Here is a 20017-nt window from a genome sequence, read left to right on the forward strand (position 1 = left end):
CTTATTTTTCTAAAATATTTTTTCCTTTAATTATATGCATCTTAATCTTTCCAAAAAGTTTATCCTCAGAATAAAGAGAACTTTTTGGAGCAAAAATTTCTTCATTCTCATCAAAAAGAACTAGATTAGCTTCTTTGCCAACTTCTATAACTCCACTATTTAAACCTAAAAATTCACTAGGATTTTTACTTGTAAATCGACAAAGCTCTTGCCAATTTAAAAATCCTTCTTTGATTAAAAAAGTATAACAAAGACTTATAAATTCGCATACGCTATGAATTCCAAAAGCCGCTTCATCAAAAGCTAAATCTTTTAAAGAAATTGATTTTGCACTATGCAGGGAAGTTAAAAAGCTAATCTTTCCTTCTTTTAAAGCCTCTCTTAAAGCCAAAACATCTTCTTTGCTTCTTAAAGGTGGCATAAGTTTCGCAGCCGTATTAAAATCTTCACAAGCACTATCATCTTTGATAAGATGATGAATGCTTACAAGTTTTAAATCCTTTTCATCTAATAATACTAAAGAATCTTTCAAACTTAAAAGATCAAAAATAACTTTATTTTTATAAAATTTAGCCAATTCTTTCATTTTAGCTATCTGGCTAGTTTCAGCGATTTTACTCATGCCTATAAGCCCTAGCTCAAAACTCATTTCACAATCATTCATCACTCCATTATCATCAAAATCCTTATCATAACAACGCACAAAAATTGGAGAGTCTTTCATAAAAGCATATTGTGAACTTACTTTTAAAGTATTTGCATCTAAAGAGCTGTCAAGTTCTAGAGCACAAGCACCTTTATTTAAAAGAGTGGCTAAATTTTTAAGCTTGCCGTTTGTATCCTTAACCCGCACACTTGAAAAAATTTGCATCTTTCTTTGAGCTAAATTTTGTAAAAATAAAGCAAAACTTTCTTCATCAAAATCCATGCAATCACGCAAAACTATACTAGAAATTCCTCCTTTTAGACACTCATTTTCTAAAAGCTCTAAATTAGCTAAAGAAAATTTATCGTTTTTTAAACTCACACACAAATCCACAAAAGATGGAAGTAAAGTCATACCTTTAGCATCTAAAATTTCTTCGCCTTGTAAATTAGAACCAATATTGGTAATTTTTCCTTCTTTAATCTCTATATCTTGTAAAGAATCTCCATAAATTTTTGCATTTTTAATTATCATGATTTTTCCTTAATCATTTTGCTTTAATAAATTCTGCGTTGCTTCTTGCACGCTTTTACCCTTAAAAATTGCCACTACTTCATTTACAATAGGTGTATAAATTCCTTTCATTTTTGCTAGTTTTTCTATAGCATAAGCAGTTTTTACACCTTCTGCTACTTCATTAAGTTCGGCTAAAATACTATCTAATTTTTGATTTTGCGCCAGTTTTAAACCCACTCTATAATTTCTTGATAAAACACTCGTTGCAGTTAAAAACAAATCCCCTGCCCCACTCAATCCTAAAAAAGTTTCTTCTTTAGTGCCAAAAAATTTACCAAAACGATGCATTTCTATAAGTCCTCTTGAAATCAGTGCTGCTCTTGCATTATTACCAAGTTTTAACCCATCACTAATCCCACTTGCAATTGCTAAAACATTCTTATAAGCACCACAAATTTCAGCACCACGAACATCATTATCAATATAAGTTTTAATAAAATCAGGGAAAAAACTTGCAAATTTTTTACAAAGCTCTTGATTTATCCCGCTAATCATCAAAGCAGTAGGAAGTTTTTGCATCACTTCAGCAGCAAAAGAAGGACCGCTTAAAACACAAAAATTTTCTTTTGGTACAAAATCTAAAAAAATTTCATCTAAAAATTGACAACTTTGATCTTCTATGCCTTTTGAAGCAATTAAAATTTTTTGTCCCTTGTTGATGAAATTTTCTTTAAGCCAAGCACGCATCCCTTGAGAACTTAAAGCAAAAACAAGATATTCACATTCTAAAGCTTCTTTTATGCTAACAAAATCTTCTAAATCACGCTGATGCAAAGAACTGATAAAACAATTGTGATTTTCTTTTAAGGCTAGATGTAAAGCACTGCCCCATTTTCCCGCACCAATAACCGCTATACGCATCAACCAAGCTTTGTTTTTAAAATTTCATTTACTTTTGCAGGATTAAAAGCTCCTTTGCCTTCTTTCATGGTTTGACCTACAAAGAATCCAAAAAGCTTCTCTTTACCACTTTTATACTCTGCAACCTTATCGGCATTTGCATTTAAAATTTGTTCAATCACCGCTTCTATGGCTGAGTCATCACTTACTTGTTTAAGTCCTAGCTTTTCTATAGCTTCATCAATTTCCACGCTAGTATTTTCAAATACAAAAGCCAAAACATCTTTAGCCGCTTTTGCACTGATAGTGCCATCTTCTATGCGTTTAATTAAAACTCCAAGCTTTTGAGCATCTACGGGAGAATTTTCTATAGTCAATTCTCCTTTTAAAAGTCCCATAAGTTCAGTATTTAACCAATTTACACAAAGTTTAGGATTTAAATTTTGAGAAATAAGACTTTTAAAAAAACGACTCATTTCTAAAGAACTGATTAAAACCTCAGCATCACTTTCTTTTATACCAAGCTCGTCTATAAAGCGTGCTTTCTTCTCATCAGGAAGTTCAGGGATTTTAATATCCAAAAACTCATCTTTTAATAAAACAGGCAATAAATCAGGATCAGGAAAATAGCGATATTCTGCCGCTTCTTCTTTGCCACGCATACTTCTTGTAACTAAATTTGTCGTATCAAAAAGTCTAGTTTCTTGAACTACTTCTTGTTCGTAAGTTCCATCTTCCCAAGCCTCACTTTGTCTTTTTACCTCATATTCTATAGCTTTTTGGATAAAACGAAAAGAATTAAGATTTTTAATCTCTACTCTAGTATAAAGTTTTGTATCGCCCTTAGGTCTTATACTAACATTTGCATCGCATCTAAAACTTCCTTCTTGCATATTTGCATCTGAAATGTCTAAAAAGCGTATAATAGAATGAAGTTTTTTAAGATAAGCTACTGCCTCATCGCTACTTCTAAGCTCAGGTTCGCTGACAATCTCAAGCAAAGGAGTTCCTGCACGATTTAAGTCCACTTTAGAAAAATTATTTTCGTGGATATTTTTACCTGCATCTTCTTCTAAGTGTGCTCTTGTAATACCTATGCGTTTATTTTCACCCTTTACATTGATAAAAAGCTCACCCTTTTCTACTATAGGGATATCAAATTGTGAAATTTGATAGGCTTTAGGTAAATCTGGATAAAAATAATTCTTACGATTAAAAATACTTTTTTTATTAATTGTTGCATTGACAGCTTTTCCAAAAGCTATAGCTTTTTTTACAGCCTCTTCATTTAAAACAGGCAAAGCTCCTGGTAAGGCCAAACAAGTGGGACAAACATTGGTATTTGGAGCTTCTCCAAAAGAAGTTGCACATGAGCAAAAGATTTTTGTTTTTGTATTTAACTGAGTATGAACTTCAAGACCTATAACTACTTCAAACATAAAATTTCCTTGAATTTTTAAATGTTTTATTTTATCTTTTTTTCTTTTAGAAAGGCTTTAAATATTAACTTTAAATGCTATAATTCTTAGACAATTTATATTTAAGGAGTTAAAATGCCATTATTAGACAGCTTTAAAGTTGACCATACTAAAATGCCAGCTCCTGCTGTGCGTTTAGCTAAAGTTATGAAAACACCTAAGGGCGATGATATTAGCGTGTTTGATTTGCGTTTTTGCATACCAAATAAAGACATTATGAGCGAAAAAGGTACTCATACCTTAGAACATTTATTTGCAGGATTTATGAGAGATCATTTAAATTCAAATTCAGTTGAAATTATTGATATTTCACCTATGGGTTGTCGCACGGGTTTTTATATGAGTTTAATTGGAACACCAGATGAAAAAAGTGTTGCTAAAGCTTGGAAAGCAGCTATGAAAGATGTTTTAAGCGTAAGCGATCAAAGCAAAATTCCTGAACTTAATATCTATCAATGCGGAACTTGCGCAATGCATTCTTTAGATGAAGCCAAACAAATTGCCCAAAAGGTTTTAAATCTAGGTATTAGCATAATGAATAACAAAGAATTAAAACTCGAGAATGCTTAAAAAGAATCTTTATTTTTTAAACAATTAAGCTTTAATTAATATATTTTTATATATGATTTTGAAATTTTATTATTTTAATAAGGAGAAAAAATGAAACTGATGTGCGAGATGTGTAGTATCTAGTGCGTCCTTTGGCTTAACATTATGTTTCCAAAGGTCCAAAAAGTGGATAAGGAGATATAATGTGTAAGAAAGTCAAAAAAGTTTATTTTTTCAAAATACTCATTTAAAATCTTAACTTACAAAAATTTCTCTAATAAAATTTTAATTCAAAATATCTTCTTATCCTTAATTTTAATTTAAGGAGCAAAAATGAACTTACCTATACTTGATTTACAAGCTTATGAAAAAGATAAAAGCACTTTTCTTAAAAATTTAAGAGAAATTGCTTCTAAAATAGGTTTTTTTTATCTTATCAATACCAGTATAGATAAAAATTTAAACGAGAAATTATTCAAACTTGGCAAAGAATTTTTTAATCTTTCTAGAAGTTCGAAAGAGCTTATTTCTATGGTACATTCTCCTCAATTTAGAGGTTATACTAGCGAAGGTTTTGAATACACAGCAGGATCTAAGGATTATATAGAACAACTGGATATAGGCACAGAAAGAGATGCTTTAAACTGGAATTTAAACTCACCCTTATGGCAAAGACTAGAAGGTCCTAATCTTTGGCCTAGTGAAATTCCAGAACTTAAAAAAACTTTCTTAACTTGGCACAAACAAACCAAAAAAGCTTGTTTAAAGCTTTTAAAAGCCTTCGCTCAAGCTCTTGATCTACCTAGCAATGCTTTTGATAAACTTTATGGAAAAAATTCTTATGAACATTGTAAAATCATACATTATCCTAAAAGTTCAAAAAACACTACTCAAGGCGTGGGTTCACATAAAGATGGCGGGCTTATCACTTTTGTTTTTCAAGAAAAACAAAGCGGACTTGAAGCTTTTATAGATGGTAAATGGCTTAGTATACCCCCACTTGAAAATAGCGTTGTAGTTAATATAGGAGAATTTTTAGAACTAGCTACCAATGGCTATTTAAAAGCTACTATTCACCGCGTGAATTTAAGCCCAAAAGAACGCTTTAGCATAGCTTATTTTCTTGGAGTGCAACTTGATAAGGATATACCTATTTTTAAGTTAAATCCAGAGCTTGCCAAAGAAAGCAAAGGTGTGGATACTGATCCTAAAAATCCACTTTTAAGAAATGTTGCAAGTAATTATTTTAAAAGAATGATACGCTCTCATCCTGATGTAGCAAGTATTTATCATAGTGACTTGATAGAAAAATTTAGTTTTGCATAAAGGAGAAAAAATGACTTTATTTACTAAAGCTTTTTGCGTCGCTACTCTTTTTACCGGTTTTGCATGGGCAGATGAAGAACTTAAAGTTGGCTCTTCTATAACACCTCATGCAGATATTTTAAGATTTATAAAATCAGCACTTCAAAAACAAGGTTATGATTTAAAAATTTATGAATTTAATGATGGGGTAATCCCTAATGTAATGGTTGAAAATGGTGAGTTAGATGCTAATTATTTTCAGCATGAACCTTATTTAAAAGAATTCAATCAAAGGCAAGGCACCCATCTTGTAAAAGTTGCCAGTATCCATATAGAACCTATGGCAGTGTATTCAAAAAAATATAAAGAATTTAACCCAGAGGAAGGACAAAGCATTTCTATACCCAATAATCCTACAAATGAAAGCCGTGCTTTACGCATTGTAGCAAGCAAAGGACTTATAGAAGTTAAGGATAATGAGCTCATCACTCCTTTAGATATCACTAAAAATCCTAAGAAGCTTAAATTTGTAGAGTTAAAAGACGCTCAACTTACAAGGAGTTTAAATGATGTAGATTATTCTCTTATTAATAGCAATTTTGCTATTTTAGCAGGTTTAAACCCTGTAAAAGATGGGCTTTATACAGAAAGTAAATATAGTGAATATGGCAATATCATCGCCATTAAAGAAGGTAATGAAAACCTTCCTAAAATCAAAGCCCTAGTAAAGGCCTTGCAAAGCGATGAAGTTAAAAAATTTATAGAAGAAAAATATCAGGGTGCTTTAATCCCTACATTTTAAGGAGAACAAATATGAAAAATTCAATCATTTCTTACCCAAGAATAGGTGCAAATAGAGAATTAAAATTTGCTATTGAAAAATACTTTAAAAACCAAAGTTCTAAAGAGGAGCTTTTAAAGAGTGCTAAGGATTTAAGGATTAGACACTGGCAAGAAATTCAAAAAGCTGGCATTGATTTTATCCCTAGTAATGATTTTTCACTTTATGATAATGTCTTAGATGCAGCTGTGCTTTTTAACATTGTTCATACAAAGTATAAAAATTTAAATTTAGATGCTTTAGATGAATACTTTGCTCAAAGTCGAGGTTATCAAGGAGAAAATGGAGATGTTACAGCCTTAGCAATGAAAAAATGGTTCAATACAAATTATCATTATTTGGTGCCTGAGTGCGATAATGCTGATATTATAGCTTTAACAGGGGATAAAATTTTTAAAGAATATCTCGAAGCTAAAGAGCTTGGCATAGAAAGCAAGCCTGTTTTAATAGGCATTTTCACACTTTTTAAGCTCATTGCCTTTAAAGATGAAAAAACTCAAAAACTCGCCAAAGAAAAGCTTTTAAACGCTTACATAGAGCTTTTTGATAAACTAAATGAACTTAAAGTGACATGGCTTGAACTTGATGAGCCTTATTTGGTTTATGATTTAAGCAAGGAAGATATCGCTTTGTTTGAAGAATTTTACCAAGAACTTTTAAATCACAAAAAAGATCTTAAAATTTTACTTCAAAGCTATTTTGGAGACTTAAGAGATATTTATCCTAAACTTTTAGAAAGCAAATTTGATGCTTTGGGTCTTGATTTTATCGAAGGTAAACAAAGCTTAGCCTTAGTTCAAAAATACGGCTTTGCTAAAGATAAAATCCTTTTTGCAGGTCTTATTAATGGCAAAAATATCTATACTAATGATTATGCTAAAAGCCTAAAGCTTATTAAAGAGCTTCAAAAATATACACAAAATATCATCTTAAACACTTCTTGCTCACTTTTACATGTGCCTTATAGCACTGAATTTGAAAGCAAATTAGATTCAAACTATCTTAAACTTTTTTCCTTTGCCAAAGAAAAACTTCAAGAACTTAAAGATTTAAAAGAAATTCTAAATTCTAGCGAAGAAAATCCGCTCTTTAGAGCCAATCAAGAGCTTTTTAAAAATATCCCAGAGCGTTTAGATGAAAAAGTCAAAGCAAGGCTTAAGGCTTTAAAAAAAGAAGATTTTACCAGAACGCCTAGTTTTAAAGAACGCGCCTTAATCCAAAAAGAATTTTTAAAACTCCCTCTTTTACCAACCACAACCATAGGTTCGTTTCCTCAAAGTGCTGATGTAAGATCTAATCGCCTTGCCTTTAAGCAAGAAAAAATTTCAGCTCAAAACTACACTGAATTTAACCAACAAAAAATCAAAGAATGCATACAAATTCAAGAAGAAATAGGACTTGATGTTTTAGTGCATGGAGAATTTGAAAGAAATGATATGGTGGAGTATTTTGGAGAGAATCTAAAGGGCTTTTTATTTACTCAAAATGGTTGGGTGCAAAGCTATGGCACAAGGTGCGTTAAACCTCCTGTGATTTGGGGTGATGTATCGCGCATAAAGCCTATCACCTTAGCTTGGTCTAAATTTGCACAAAGTTTAAGTCAAAAAATCGTAAAAGGTATGCTAACTGGACCTGTAACCATACTTAATTGGTCCTTTCCAAGAGAAGACATTAGTCTAAAAGAAAGCACTGAGCAAATTGCCTTAGCTATAAGAGATGAAGTATTAGATCTTGAAAATGCAGGTATAAAAATCATACAAATTGATGAAGCGGCTTTGCGTGAAAAACTGCCTTTAAGGAAAAGTGATTGGCATAGTGAGTATTTAGATTGGGCTATTCCTGCTTTTAATCTTGTGCATAGTGGGGTAAAAGCTAAAACTCAAATTCACACTCATATGTGTTATAGTGAATTTAGCGATATCTTAAAAGAAATTGACGCTATGGATGCTGATGTGATTTCTTTTGAAGCTTCAAGATCAAACTTAAGTCTTTTAGATACCCTAAAAGCTATTCGTTTTAAAACTGAGGTGGGACCAGGAGTTTATGATATACATAGCCCTAGAGTTCCAAGCGTAGAAGAATTAAGTTTAACTATAGAAAAAATTTTAAACAAATTACCCAAGGAGCAAATTTGGATCAATCCAGACTGCGGACTTAAAACAAGAGCCTATGAAGAAGTTATAGCCTCTCTTAAAAATTTAGTTACGGCTACGCAAAAAATACGAGAACAATTATAAGGAGTTTTCATGTGTAGTTTTTCTTTTGAAGTTTTTCCACCAAGAAAGGATGAAAATATCAAAAATCTTCATGCTATCTTAGATGATTTAGGGCAATTAAGCCCTAATTTTATCAGCGTAACCTTTGGAGCTGGAGGCTCTATTAACTCACAAAACACTTTAGAAATTGCAAGCTTAATCCAGGAAGAATATCAAATTCCTAGCATAGTACATTTACCTTGCATCCATTCTAGTAAAGAAAAAATCATTCAGATACTTCAAAAATGCAAAGAAAAAAATCTTAATCAAATTCTTGCCCTAAGAGGCGATATATGTGAGAATTTAGAAAAAAGCAAAGATTTTTCTTATGCTAGTGATTTAATTTCTTTTATAAAAAAACAAGAATACTTTGAAATTTATGCCGCATGCTATCCCGAAAAACATAATGAATCTAAAAATTTCATCGAGGATATACACCATCTTAAAACTAAGGTAAATGCAGGAACAGATAAGCTCATTACTCAACTTTTTTACGATAATGAAGATTTTTATACTTTTAAACAAAATTGTGCTTTAGCAGGTATTGACATACCTATTTACGCAGGTATTATGCCTATTACTAACAAAAGACAGGTTTTAAAAATTTCTCAACTTTGCGGAGCTAAAATCCCTCCTAAATTTGTTAAAATTTTAGAAAAATATGAAAATAATACTTTGGCTTTAGAAGATGCAGGTATCGCGTATGCTTGCGATCAAATTGTCGATTTAATCACAAGTGGTGTAGATGGAATTCATCTTTATACTATGAATAAATCCAAAGCGGCTATTAAAATTTATGAAGCTGTAAAGCATTTGCTTAAAGAAGAGCTTCATGCTTAGAAAATAAACTATTTTTTGCTTTTATCTTAACTTATTTTCATTTTTTAGCTTATGGTTTTCTATAAGTAAAACAAAAATTAAAGATAAAAGCAAACCTGGTATAATACCCAAGCAAAGATAGAAAAAAGAATTATATTTAAAAAAGAAGAAAAGTGCACCAAAAAGCATTAAAGCTAAAGATGCACCTTTGAAAAATTCTAAAATATAGATCAATGACCTTCCTCAACAACAGTTGCACCCGCTAAATATACATAAGTTAAAATCATAAAAATAAAAGCTTGTAAAAATGCCATAAAAGTTAAAAGCACATAAGCAGGAAGTGGAGCTATATAAGGAACTAAAGCTAAAATTACCATCAAAAATAAATCGTCACCTTTAATATTTCCAAACAAACGGAAGGACAAAGAAACCACACGAGAAAGATGAGAGACTATCTCTATAGGAAACATCAAAGGAGCTAAAAGTTTAATAGGTCCCATGAAATGAGCAAAATACTTTACAAAACCTTGCGCCCTAATACCCTCAAAATGATAATATACAAAAACTATAATAGCCAAGGACAAAGTCAAATTTAAACTTGCAGTTGGAGAGTGAAAACCAGGTATTATGCCTATAATATTACTAAAAAACACTATAATCCCCAAAGTTGCAACCAAAGGAAGATATTTTCTTGCACCTTTTTCACTTCCCATGGTATCTCTACCCATAGATAAAACTCCCTCTAAAAAAGCCTCGCCTAAATTTTGCATACCGCGTGGAACAAGTTGCATAGAACGAGTAGCCATCATAGCCACTATAACAGCAATTAAAGCTACCAAACCTATGTGAAAAAAATAAGAAAAAGTATGACTTGCATCAAGCAAAGAGCTAAATAAAAATAAATCTTTCATGGTTTCCTCAAAAATTTTATTCTAAACTCGGAATTTTAGCAAAATCTTACTTATATTTTAATGAAAATTTACATCCATTCTAAAACTTGTGAAAGTTCTTTAGCAACAAAACACTTAAGCCCTATATCTTCCAAAGGCTTAGAAGGAACAATGGCATTTTTAAATTTTTGCATTTTAGCTTCTTTTAAACGCGTATCAAGGCTAAAAACCTCTCTAATTTCTCCATTTAAACTAAGCTCCCCTATAAAAATACTATCTTTGCTCAAAGGGCGATTTTTAAAACTTGAAATAATAGCTGCAACCACAGCCAAATCCGCAGCAGTTTCACTTACTTTTACTCCGCCGCTAATATTTACAAATACATCATAATGCCCTAAAGGAATTTCAAGTTTTCTTTCAAGCAAAGCCAAAAGCATATCTAAGCGATTTTTTTCATATCCTGTAGCGCTGCGTTTTGGATAAGAACTTTCACACACTAAAGCTTGAACTTCTAAAACCAAGGCACGAGATCCTTCCATCACAACACCTAAAGCACTTCCTGAAATAGCCTTTCCACGAGTAAAAAAACGATTTGCTAAATCTTTTGCGCTAATCAAACCCTTAGCAGTCATCTCAAAAATACCTACTTCATTCGTTCCACCAAAACGATTTTTAAAGCCTCTTAAAAGTCTGATTTCTTTAGTGGCATCTCCTTCAAAATAAAGCACCACATCTACCATATGCTCAAGAACCCTAGGCCCTGCTATAGCACCTTCTTTAGTAATATGCCCTATGATAAAAGTACTGATATTATAAGCCTTGCTAACACGCATAAGTTCAAAAGTAATCTCACGCACCTGAGTGATGCTTCCTGCTGCTGAAGTGACTTTATTTGAATATAGAGTTTGTATAGAATCAATGATAAGAATACTATAATCCTTTTTATGTAATTCTTCTAAAATATTTTCAAGGCAAAGTTCAGTAAGTAAAAATAAATTCGGAGTATTAGCCTCAAGGCGATCAGCTCTTAATTTAATCTGAGCTTTACTTTCTTCGCCACTGACATAAAGCACTTTTTTACCCTGTTTGGCTAAATTTGAAGCAATTTTTAACAAAAGCGTAGATTTTCCCACACCTGGACTTCCGCCTATAAGCACTAAAGAACCTTCAACAAGCCCTCCGCCTAAAACCAAATCAAGCTCATTATCATCTGTGCTGTATCTTGTAAAATGTTCTAATTCCACATCTTCAATACAAACAGCTTCACTTGTTTTCATACTAACTTGCGCAAGCTCTTTTAAAACTTTAATTTGCTCAGCTTTTAATTCTACAAAACTATCCCAAGCTCCACAATCAGGACATTTTCCAAGCCATTTGCTTTGTTGATTTCCACAAGCTTGACATTCAAAAAGTGCTTTATTTTTTGCCATTATTCAAAAATAGGATCTAATAAAGTATCTAAATAAGCACTTGCATTAAATTCTTGCAAATCCGTCATTTGCTCACCCACGCCTACATAAAAAATAGGAAGCTCAAGCTCTCTTGCTATACTAAAAAGTGCACCCCCTTTAGCTGTCCCATCAAGCTTTGTGATAATCACACCATCAAGTTTTACAAGCTCATTAAAAGCTTTAGCTTGTAAAATTCCAGCATTTCCCTGTGTTCCATCTAAAACTAAAATTTTTCTATGGGGTGCACCTTCTAAAGCTTTGTTTGAAATTCTCACAATTTTTTCAAGCTCATGGGCTAAATTTTTTTGATTTTGCAAACGCCCTGCTGTATCGATAATAACTCTATCAAAATCCTTTGCTTTTGCTTTAGAAATGGTATCAAAAGCAACCGCTGAAGGATCATGCCCTTGTGCAGTTAAAACTATATCTACATCCACTTTTTGCGCCCAAAGTTTTAATTGTTCAATCGCACCTGCTCTAAAAGTATCACACGCTCCTAAAATCACTTTTTGATTTTGGTTTTTATATAAATAAGCAAGTTTGGCAATACTTGTTGTTTTTCCTGCTCCATTTACTCCTAAAATAAGCTCTACAAAAGGTTTTTCTTGATTGGTTTCTTTTTTTTCATAAAGAAAATAAGAACCCATAACACGCTTTAAATCTTCTTTTTTTACTTCATTTTGAGGTGGTAAATAATAAATTATCTCTTCAACTATTTCATAACTTACATCTGCTTCAAGCAAAATTTCTTCAAGCAAATCTTTGGTTATCTTTTTATTCTCTCCTTTAATCCCAACAATATTTTCAAGAGTTTTTGCAAGTCCTTTTTTAAAAAAATTAAACATTAAAGTATAGCCTTTTGTATATCGATTTCTAGCATTTCTTCAGGAATAAGCCCTAAATACTGATTAATCAATTTAGAATGCTTATTGTAAAGAAACATGGTAGGAATTCCATTTACCCCACCTAAAGCTTTAGCTAAAAGATAGTTATTTTCACCATTAGCGACTTTATAAGATATTTTATGCTGTTCTATAAATTTTTGAATCTCATCGTTAGATTTATCTTCTAATAAAACCCCAACTATATTAAAATCATTATTATACTTTTCTTGTAATTTATTAAGATGAGGGATTTCAGCAATGCAAGGGGTACACCAAGTGGTAAAAAATACAAACAAAATTGCCTTACCTTCATCGTTGAAATTTAAAACGACATTTTCTTTTTTAACTGAAATTGATCCTCCATCAATCAAATTAAGTTTAAAATTCATATCATCACTTTGATTTATACTTGCCTCGGTGCTTAAATTTACATCATTTTGCTGTTTTTCTTTATCATTGCTACAAGCAACAAACAAACAAGATATTGCCACTAGTAAAAGTATTTTTTTAATCTTCATTATTTATCAATCCTTTATTCTTCTTTATAAAAATGCTAAAATTATAACATACATAAGATAATATTTTTTTAAAGACATATTAATGGAAAAAACAGATTTTAGAGCATTGCAAAAAATACGCCTTTTCAAACATTCAAAACTAAATTTCAAACAAGATTATAAAATATTTAAAGAATGTCTTAAAATAATAAAACTATTTAAAGCTAAAAATATTTTAATTTTTATTCCTTTGCATTATGAACCAAACTTAATAAAATTTCGCCATATTCTTAATAAAAATTACAAACTTTTTGTTCCATTTATGCAAGATAAAAGTTTAAAAATTGTAAAATTAAGATTGCCTTTTATTAAAAAAAGGTTTGGGGTTTTAGAGCCTATAGATTCTTTTTTTAAAGCAAAAATTGATTTAGCTATTGTGCCTGTAATTGGCGTCGATAAAAATTTAAAAAGAATAGGACATGGGCAAGGTTTTTATGATAGATTTTTTGAAAATTTAAATTACAAACCTCATATAATATTTGTCCAAAGTATAGATGCTTTAAGTCAAAATAATCTAACACAAAAGCATGATATTTCAGGAAAATTATACATAAACCCTTATAAAAAATATTACAAGAAAGAAAGAAAAAATGATAGAATCACTTATCGCACTTATAGCCGCTATAGTCGGACTCGGTATAGGATATTTAGTTGCAAAAAAAATCAATGATGCCAAATATGAAATTTTCGTAGAACAAGCCAAAGCTAAAGCCAAAGCTATAGAATACGAAGCGGAGCTTATTTTAAAAGATGCAAAAAATTCAATTCTTAATGCAGAATTAGAAGTTAAAAAAAAATACGAAGAAAAAACTCACAAAATTCAAAAAGATTTTAATCAAAAATTTGATGATCTTTCTAAAAAAGAACAAAAACTTCAGCAAGAAGAAGAAAAACTAAAAGAAGATAAAGAATACCTTTGCAAGTCACAAAAACACATTCAAAACTTACAATCTGATGTTGATAAATTAAAAAATAAATATCAAGAAAAACTTGACGATGTTTTAAAAATTTTAGAACATTCGACAGGACTTACACAAAATGAAGCCAAAGAAATCATTCTTAAAAAAGCAGAAGAAAATTCTCGCGAGCAAATTGCACATATAGTAAGAAAATATGAAGAAGAAGCAAAAAATGAAGCTAAAAGAAAAGCTAATTTCATCATTGCTCAAGCTACTTCTCGTTTTGCAGGTGAATTTGCAGCTGAAAGACTTATCAATGTTATTAACATTAAAAACGATGAACTTAAAGGACGTATCATTGGTAAAGAAGGGCGCAATGTTAAAACCTTGGAAATGGTTTTAGGTGTTGATATTATCATCGATGATACACCAGGTGCTATTATAGTAAGTTGTTTTAATCTTTATCGCCGTGCTATTGCTACAAAAGTTATAGAACTTTTAGTTGAAGATGGCAGAATTCAACCCGCGCGCATAGAAGAAATTCACGAAAAAGTGTGTAAAGAATTTGATAGTGCCATTCTAGAAGAAGGCGAAACTATAGTTATGGATCTAGGTTTAAATAAAATACACCCTGAAATTGTAAAACTCATAGGAAAACTCAAATACCGAGCAAGCTATGGACAAAACGCTTTAGCACATTCTTTGGAAGTGGCTCACCTTGCAGGAATCATTGCTGCTGAGTGTGGTGGAGATGAGAATTTAGCACGTCGTGCGGGAATTTTACATGATATAGGAAAAGCATTAACCCATGATTTTGAAGGATCTCATGTGGATTTAGGTGCAGAACTTTGCAAACGCTACAAAGAGCATCCTGTAGTAATCAATGCTATTTACGCACATCATGGACACGAAGAAGCTACAAGCATAGAATCAGCAGCTGTTTGTGCAGCAGATACTTTAAGTGCTGCACGACCTGGAGCTAGAAGAGAAGTGTTAGAAGCTTTCTTAAAAAGAGTCAGTGAGCTAGAAGATATCGCTAAAAGTAAAGAAGGAATTAAAAATGCCTATGCAATCAATGCCGGAAGAGAAATTCGCGTCATAGCCAATGCTCAGCTTGTTAATGATGATGAAAGTGTACTTTTAGCTAAGGAAATAGCAGCTGAAATTCAAGAAAAAATGCAATATCCTGGTGAAATTAAAGTCAATGTTATACGTGAACTTAGAGCTGTAGAATACGCTAAATAAGGTTTATTATGCAAGATATGATTGATACTTTAATAAAATATGGTTATATTGTTTTATTCTTTTACTCTTTAGGGGGCGGGATGGTTGGAATTTTAGCCGCAGGAGTTTTAAGTTCTCAAGGAAAAATGGATCTTAGTTTTTGCATTGCTCTTGCTTTTATTGCTAATACCATAGGTTCAACTTTGCTTTTTATACTTGGAAAATATTACAAAAAAGACATTATGCCTTATTTTAAAAAACACCGACGCAAGATAGCCCTTGCTATGATAAAAACAAAACAACATGGAATTATTTTACTTGTAACTCAAAAATTTATTTATGGTTTAAAAACTTTCATTCCCATAGCTGCAGGTATGGCAAAATATAATTTTATTAAATTTTTTATTATCAATACTCTAGCTAGTTTGGCATGGGCTATTGTTCTAGGTTTTGCTGCTTATACTTTTGGGTATGTTATTGAAGCAATTTTTGATAAACTGAGTTTATATCCTTATGCTGCTCCTTTATTTTTATTATTTTTAGCCGGAATAATTTGGCTTTATTTAAGTAAATTTTCTAAAAAATAATGTCTCTATGGAATTCTTTTTCTTACTCTTTTAAAGAATTTCATTATTTATTTTTCTCTGTTGTTGTTATTTTTATTTTTAATATCCTTTTAGAATATAATAATTTTTTAAACTTTAAAAACCAAAAACATTACCTTATAGACAACGCTCTATTAACGCACCAATATATAAAATATAATAAAAAAAATAAAAAATACTGGGTTTTAAAGTTACAAACTGAAAACTTCACTTTTTATACTACAAGTTTTAAGGATTTAAATTTAAGCAAGAATCAATTTTTAAGCCTTAGAATTATCACCCATAATATTAACTTTAAAGACTATCTGAGTAAAAGTTTTTACGCACCTTCTTATGATTTTGAAAAATTAAAAGAAAAAGAATACAATCCCATTATATCTTACTTCTTAAATCAACATACAAATGAAAAGATTAAAGAATTTTATGGTGCTTTATTTTTTGCACTGCCCATATCTTTAGAGCTTAGAAACGATGTAAATTACTACGGTATAGCACACCTTATAGCAATTAGCGGTTATCACATAGGCTTACTTTTTAGTTTAATTTTCTTTATTTTAGCTCCAATTTATAGTTTTTTCCAAAAAAGATATTTTCCTTATAGAAATTTACGTTTAGATTTAAGTATTTTAATTTTTGCACTACTTTTAGCTTATGCTTGTTTAATAGGATTTGTCCCTTCTTTTGTGCGCTCCTTGATTATGGCTTTTTGGATTTTTTATCTATTGTGTAAAAATATAAAAATCATTAATTTCGTTACGCTTTTTTGTAGTATTTTATTGTGCATTTCTCTTTACCCTAGACTTTTATTTAGTATTGGATTTTTATTTTCTATTTTAGGTGTTTTTTATATTTTTTTATATATGCATCATTTTGCAAATAAATTTAATAATCTTATAAATATTATTTTGCTTAATATTTGGACTTTTTTTGCTATGGTTTTACCTGTGCTTTATTTTTTTCCACTTATAAGCTACCAACAAATTTTAGGTATTATTTTGAGTGGAATTTTTGTAATATTTTATCCTTTAGTATTATTTTTGCATCTTATAAACTATGGAGATTTGCTCAATTTTATCTTAGATGAATTTTTTAAATTTAAAATTTATGGAACTAATATCCATATCCCATTTTGGATTTTTATAAGTTATCTTATTGCTTCTTTAATCTCTGTGCGATTTAAATATCTAGCTTTTCTTTGTATTTTTGCGAATTTTATTCCCTTCATTATGATTGTGATTTAGAAAATAATAGAGTTTAAGCCCAAAAAGATAAATAATCCAAGAAATATAAATCCAAATAAAAAAGAATAAAATAGTAGAAAAAGATCCATAAACGCTAGCGTATGTTTTATTATATACCACGTAATATACAAATAAATTTTTTCCTATATACCAAATAGTACCCGCTCCAAAAGATACTAAAGCTAAACTTTTAAGAGTTCCCTTATGAACAGAACTTGAATAAGATATAAAAAATAAACCCCAAATAATTACAAAGGGTAAAATTTCAAAAAAATTAAACCCTATTTTATAATCATCTAAAGTTTGTTGGATAAAACCTGAAATATAAAAACTAAGCCCAAGCCCCAAAGGAACAAGAGTTAAAAGAGTCCAATAAGAACTAATACTTTGCCAAAGTCCTTTAGGTTCATTTTTAGTAATGCGATTGATTACAAAATCATAGCCTGAAAAAAAAGCTAAAGAAGTAAATGCCATAGCAATAAGACCTACAATACCCAAATTTACACTATTTTTTAAAAAAGTATCGATGTAGGTAGCAACAACATCTTGTTGCGTTGGTATTAAAAAAGCAAAAATTACTTGCTTTGCTTTTTCATAATAAGCTTTAAAACTGGAAATTTGCGTAAAAACAGAAAAACATACAAATAAAATAGGTATTAAAGATAATACAGTATAAAAACTAAGCGCTGCTGCATAATTTAAAATTTCCTTATCACGCAAATTTAGTAAAATAGTAAAAAAATTTTTCACCTTCTAAAGTCCCATTTTAAAAGGATTTAGTATATTATTTGGATCAAAAGCTTTTTTAATATTTCTCATTAAATTCATTTCGGCTTCAGAAAAAGCTAAATTCATAAAAGGTGCCTTAGAGAGTCCGATACCATGCTCTCCGCTTAAAGTTCCTCCAAGTTTCACTGTTAATTTAAAAATCTCTTCCACAGCTTCATAGCCTTTTTTCACCTGCTCTTTATCATTTTTATCAGGAACCATAACATTAGTATGCACATTTCCATCCCCTGTATGTCCAAAACAAGGAATTTTAAAACCATATTTTTTAGAAATCTCATCTATACCTTCAAGCAAAGTAGGTAGTTTAGAACGCGGAACTGTAATATCTTCATTAAGTTTTAAAGTTCCATACATGGCAATGCTTTGAGAACAATTTCTTCTAGCAAACCAAATATCTGCGGTTTCTTGTTCATCTTTTGCTATTTTAAATTCGCTAGCGCCAGCTTCTAAAAAATAATATTCTAAATTTCTTAAATCCTCATCAATAGCCTCTTTAACATTACCATCCACATCAGCAATCAAAATAGCTCCAGCTTCTATAGGCAAACCTTTATTAAATTTGCTCTCAACCGCTCTAATGCTAAGATTGTCTAAAAATTCCATAGATACAGGACTTACACCGCTAGCAAGACTTTTGTAAACCGCATTCATAGCACTTTTTACACTTGGAAAAATAGCAAAAGCAGTTTTTTTAAATTTAGGCAAAGGTATTAATTTTAAAGTAAGCTCACTTAAAACTGCCAAAGAACCTTCACTAGCGATTAAAATTCCTGCCAAATTATAACCTGCTACATCTTTAATAGTGCGTTTCCCTGCACGAATGATTTCTCCGCTAGGCAAAACAGCCCTTAAAGCCATCACATAATCTTTTGTAATGCCATATTTTGCAGCTCTCATTCCCCCAGCATTTTCGCTTACATTACCCCCTAAGCTTGAATACTCCATGCTAGCAGGGTCAGGTGGGTAAAAAAGTCCATATTTAGCCACTTCTTTTTGTAAATGTATATTAATAACCCCAGGTTGCACAACAGCCACTAAATTTTCAAGATCAATTTCTAAAATTTTATTCATATGCTTTTCAAAAGCAAGCACCACCCCGCCATTAACAGCTAAAGCTCCTCCTGTAAAACCAGATCCTGAGCCTCGAGGTATGACTATGATATTATTTTCATTGCAAAATTTTAAAATTTGAGCAATATCTTCTTCATTTCTTGGAAAAAGAACCCCATCGGGTAAATAATGTTTTTTTGTCGCATCATAGCTATAAGCTCTTTTGTGAATTTCATCAAAATAAGCGTTTTCTTCTCCTAAAAATCGTTTAAAATATTGTTCAAATTCTTTTTTCATGTTTATTGCACCTTAGGAAGATTAATCAAAGCATCATAATATCTATAATAATTTCCTATTTCTTGAGAGTTAAAATCAAAAAAATTACTTTTATATCCACCTATACGAGAATAAAAAGGAACCTGAACGCTAATTGGTTTGCTTATAGGCACTTCATAAAGCTTATTAAAATCTTGACAATCCACAACTTCTGCTTGATTTTCCAAAGCTACAACCAAAATACCAACCGCATTATCATCACAAAATTGCCTAAGATCTGAACGCTTAGGAGAAAGAGTAGCCGTTCTAATTAATTGTGCTCCAAAAATATCAATATGGGTAAAATATATCTGCGGAAATTCTCTAACAAGTTCATTATAAGTTTGTTCATCAGGAGCAATTACCAATCCTCTATCATAAAGAAAATTTAAAACAACCTCATCACCTACTTTAGGTAAAACATTTGGTAAAGGCAAAGCATCTTGCTTAAGAGCTGAAAAAACACTAAATTCTAATTTTGCCAAACCATTTTTTTTATCTATAACACTTGCTCTAGCGATGATACTTTGCGAATTGCTAAAATGTTGCACTACTACGCCACTTGAATAAAGTTTTATATCATCACTATCTTTAATATAACCATAAATATCATCAACTTTTACAAGTTCACTTTTTATAGGTTTTAAATCAAATCCAACCGCAAAGAGGCTAAGGTTTAAAGCTAAAAAACACACTATAGTTTTAAACAAATTTGCTCCTTAAATAAAAATTTATAGAATTATAATCCTTTTTTGTTAAGCAATTGTAAGAAAAATAAAGTAAAATATAGCTTTCAAATTTCA

Annotated in this window: 20 protein-coding genes; 9 read left to right on the forward strand and 11 right to left on the reverse strand. The window is 30.8% G+C overall.

Annotated features, from left to right (window positions below):
- Position 1: 1 nt before the first annotated feature.
- Genes FBF21_RS06340 through gatB form a run of 3 tightly spaced genes read right to left on the reverse strand, consistent with a single transcriptional unit; the run spans position 2 to position 3501 of the window.
- Complete coding sequence (locus FBF21_RS06340; RefSeq protein WP_002856548.1) at positions 2-1180, reverse strand: metal-dependent hydrolase; 1179 nt, start codon at positions 1178-1180, stop codon at positions 2-4.
- A gap of 9 nt (positions 1181-1189) precedes the next feature.
- On the reverse strand, positions 1190-2086 hold the full coding sequence (locus FBF21_RS06345) for an NAD(P)H-dependent glycerol-3-phosphate dehydrogenase (RefSeq protein WP_002859277.1): 897 nt from the start codon (positions 2084-2086) through the stop codon (positions 1190-1192).
- Positions 2083-3501 (reverse strand): Asp-tRNA(Asn)/Glu-tRNA(Gln) amidotransferase subunit GatB, encoded by a 1419-nt coding sequence (gatB, locus tag FBF21_RS06350; RefSeq protein WP_052778493.1) that lies wholly within the window; start codon positions 3499-3501, stop codon positions 2083-2085. The genes FBF21_RS06345 and gatB overlap by 4 nt, the downstream gene beginning before the upstream one ends.
- Positions 3502-3615: 114 nt before the next feature.
- Between gatB and luxS the strand changes: the two genes are divergently transcribed.
- From luxS to metF, 5 genes are all read left to right on the forward strand, one after another.
- Complete coding sequence (gene luxS / locus FBF21_RS06355) at positions 3616-4110, forward strand: S-ribosylhomocysteine lyase (RefSeq protein WP_002859279.1); 495 nt, start codon at positions 3616-3618, stop codon at positions 4108-4110.
- Positions 4111-4422: 312 nt separating this feature from the next.
- Positions 4423-5415, forward strand: a complete 993-nt coding sequence (locus FBF21_RS06360; RefSeq protein WP_002869635.1) for an isopenicillin N synthase family oxygenase — start codon at positions 4423-4425, stop codon at positions 5413-5415.
- A gap of 10 nt (positions 5416-5425) precedes the next feature.
- Positions 5426-6196 carry a MetQ/NlpA family ABC transporter substrate-binding protein gene (locus FBF21_RS06365; protein ID WP_002898512.1) on the forward strand — a complete coding sequence of 257 codons (771 nt, stop codon included), beginning with the start codon at positions 5426-5428 and terminating at the stop codon, positions 6194-6196.
- 11 nt (positions 6197-6207) lie between these two features.
- Entirely contained in the window at positions 6208-8472 is a 2265-nt protein-coding gene (metE, locus tag FBF21_RS06370) for a 5-methyltetrahydropteroyltriglutamate--homocysteine S-methyltransferase (RefSeq protein ID WP_002852733.1), read from the forward strand.
- A gap of 9 nt (positions 8473-8481) precedes the next feature.
- The gene (gene metF / locus FBF21_RS06375; protein WP_002860436.1) at positions 8482-9330 is read left to right on the forward strand and encodes a methylenetetrahydrofolate reductase [NAD(P)H]; all 849 of its coding nucleotides are present in this window, start codon (positions 8482-8484) and stop codon (positions 9328-9330) included.
- Between the two features lie 21 nt (positions 9331-9351).
- Here metF and FBF21_RS06380 read toward each other — a convergent pair whose 3' ends face one another.
- The 5 genes from FBF21_RS06380 to FBF21_RS06400 form a co-directional block, all read right to left on the reverse strand.
- Positions 9352-9543, reverse strand: coding sequence for a membrane protein (locus FBF21_RS06380; RefSeq protein WP_002852856.1), 192 nt, complete (start codon positions 9541-9543; stop codon positions 9352-9354).
- The gene (locus tag FBF21_RS06385; protein ID WP_002852750.1) at positions 9540-10220 is read right to left on the reverse strand and encodes a F0F1 ATP synthase subunit A; all 681 of its coding nucleotides are present in this window, start codon (positions 10218-10220) and stop codon (positions 9540-9542) included. Before FBF21_RS06385 ends, FBF21_RS06380 begins: the two co-directional genes overlap by 4 nt.
- Positions 10221-10288: 68 nt before the next feature.
- Positions 10289-11629 (reverse strand): DNA repair protein RadA, encoded by a 1341-nt coding sequence (radA, locus tag FBF21_RS06390; RefSeq protein ID WP_002859284.1) that lies wholly within the window; start codon positions 11627-11629, stop codon positions 10289-10291.
- A complete protein-coding gene (ftsY, locus tag FBF21_RS06395) occupies positions 11629-12495 on the reverse strand; it encodes a signal recognition particle-docking protein FtsY (protein WP_002852840.1) in 867 nt (288 codons plus the stop codon). Before ftsY ends, radA begins: the two co-directional genes overlap by 1 nt.
- The gene (locus FBF21_RS06400) at positions 12495-13052 is read right to left on the reverse strand and encodes a TlpA disulfide reductase family protein (protein ID WP_002869638.1); all 558 of its coding nucleotides are present in this window, start codon (positions 13050-13052) and stop codon (positions 12495-12497) included. The genes ftsY and FBF21_RS06400 overlap by 1 nt, the downstream gene beginning before the upstream one ends.
- Positions 13053-13134: 82 nt before the next feature.
- On the opposite strand from FBF21_RS06400, the gene FBF21_RS06405 reads away from it, so the two are divergent.
- The 4 genes from FBF21_RS06405 to FBF21_RS06420 are packed head-to-tail and all read left to right on the forward strand — an operon-like array spanning position 13135 to position 17060.
- Positions 13135-13761, forward strand: a complete 627-nt coding sequence (locus FBF21_RS06405) for a 5-formyltetrahydrofolate cyclo-ligase (protein WP_002860439.1) — start codon at positions 13135-13137, stop codon at positions 13759-13761.
- Positions 13682-15235 (forward strand): ribonuclease Y, encoded by a 1554-nt coding sequence (rny, locus tag FBF21_RS06410; RefSeq protein ID WP_002869639.1) that lies wholly within the window; start codon positions 13682-13684, stop codon positions 15233-15235. The genes FBF21_RS06405 and rny overlap by 80 nt, the downstream gene beginning before the upstream one ends.
- Positions 15236-15243: 8 nt before the next feature.
- Positions 15244-15801, forward strand: a complete 558-nt coding sequence (locus FBF21_RS06415; protein ID WP_002852823.1) for a DedA family protein — start codon at positions 15244-15246, stop codon at positions 15799-15801.
- On the forward strand, positions 15801-17060 hold the full coding sequence (locus tag FBF21_RS06420) for a ComEC/Rec2 family competence protein (RefSeq protein WP_002867371.1): 1260 nt from the start codon (positions 15801-15803) through the stop codon (positions 17058-17060). Before FBF21_RS06415 ends, FBF21_RS06420 begins: the two co-directional genes overlap by 1 nt.
- On the opposite strand, the gene FBF21_RS06425 is transcribed toward FBF21_RS06420, so the two are convergent.
- From FBF21_RS06425 to FBF21_RS06435, 3 genes are read right to left on the reverse strand one after another with little or no spacing between them, the layout of a single operon-like run.
- The gene (locus tag FBF21_RS06425; protein WP_002852725.1) at positions 17004-17810 is read right to left on the reverse strand and encodes a YihY/virulence factor BrkB family protein; all 807 of its coding nucleotides are present in this window, start codon (positions 17808-17810) and stop codon (positions 17004-17006) included. The two genes, FBF21_RS06420 and FBF21_RS06425, sit on opposite strands and share 57 nt — an antisense overlap.
- A gap of 3 nt (positions 17811-17813) precedes the next feature.
- On the reverse strand, positions 17814-19196 hold the full coding sequence (locus tag FBF21_RS06430) for an FAD-linked oxidase C-terminal domain-containing protein (protein WP_002855885.1): 1383 nt from the start codon (positions 19194-19196) through the stop codon (positions 17814-17816).
- Between the two features lie 2 nt (positions 19197-19198).
- Positions 19199-19924: a plasminogen-binding N-terminal domain-containing protein gene (locus FBF21_RS06435; RefSeq protein WP_002860442.1), complete on the reverse strand. Its 726-nt coding sequence runs from the start codon at positions 19922-19924 to the stop codon at positions 19199-19201.
- Between the last annotated feature and the right edge of the window lie 93 nt (positions 19925-20017).

It is taken from the genome of Campylobacter sp. CFSAN093238, from assembly GCF_012898015.1.
GTDB lineage: Bacteria > Campylobacterota > Campylobacteria > Campylobacterales > Campylobacteraceae > Campylobacter_D > Campylobacter_D jejuni.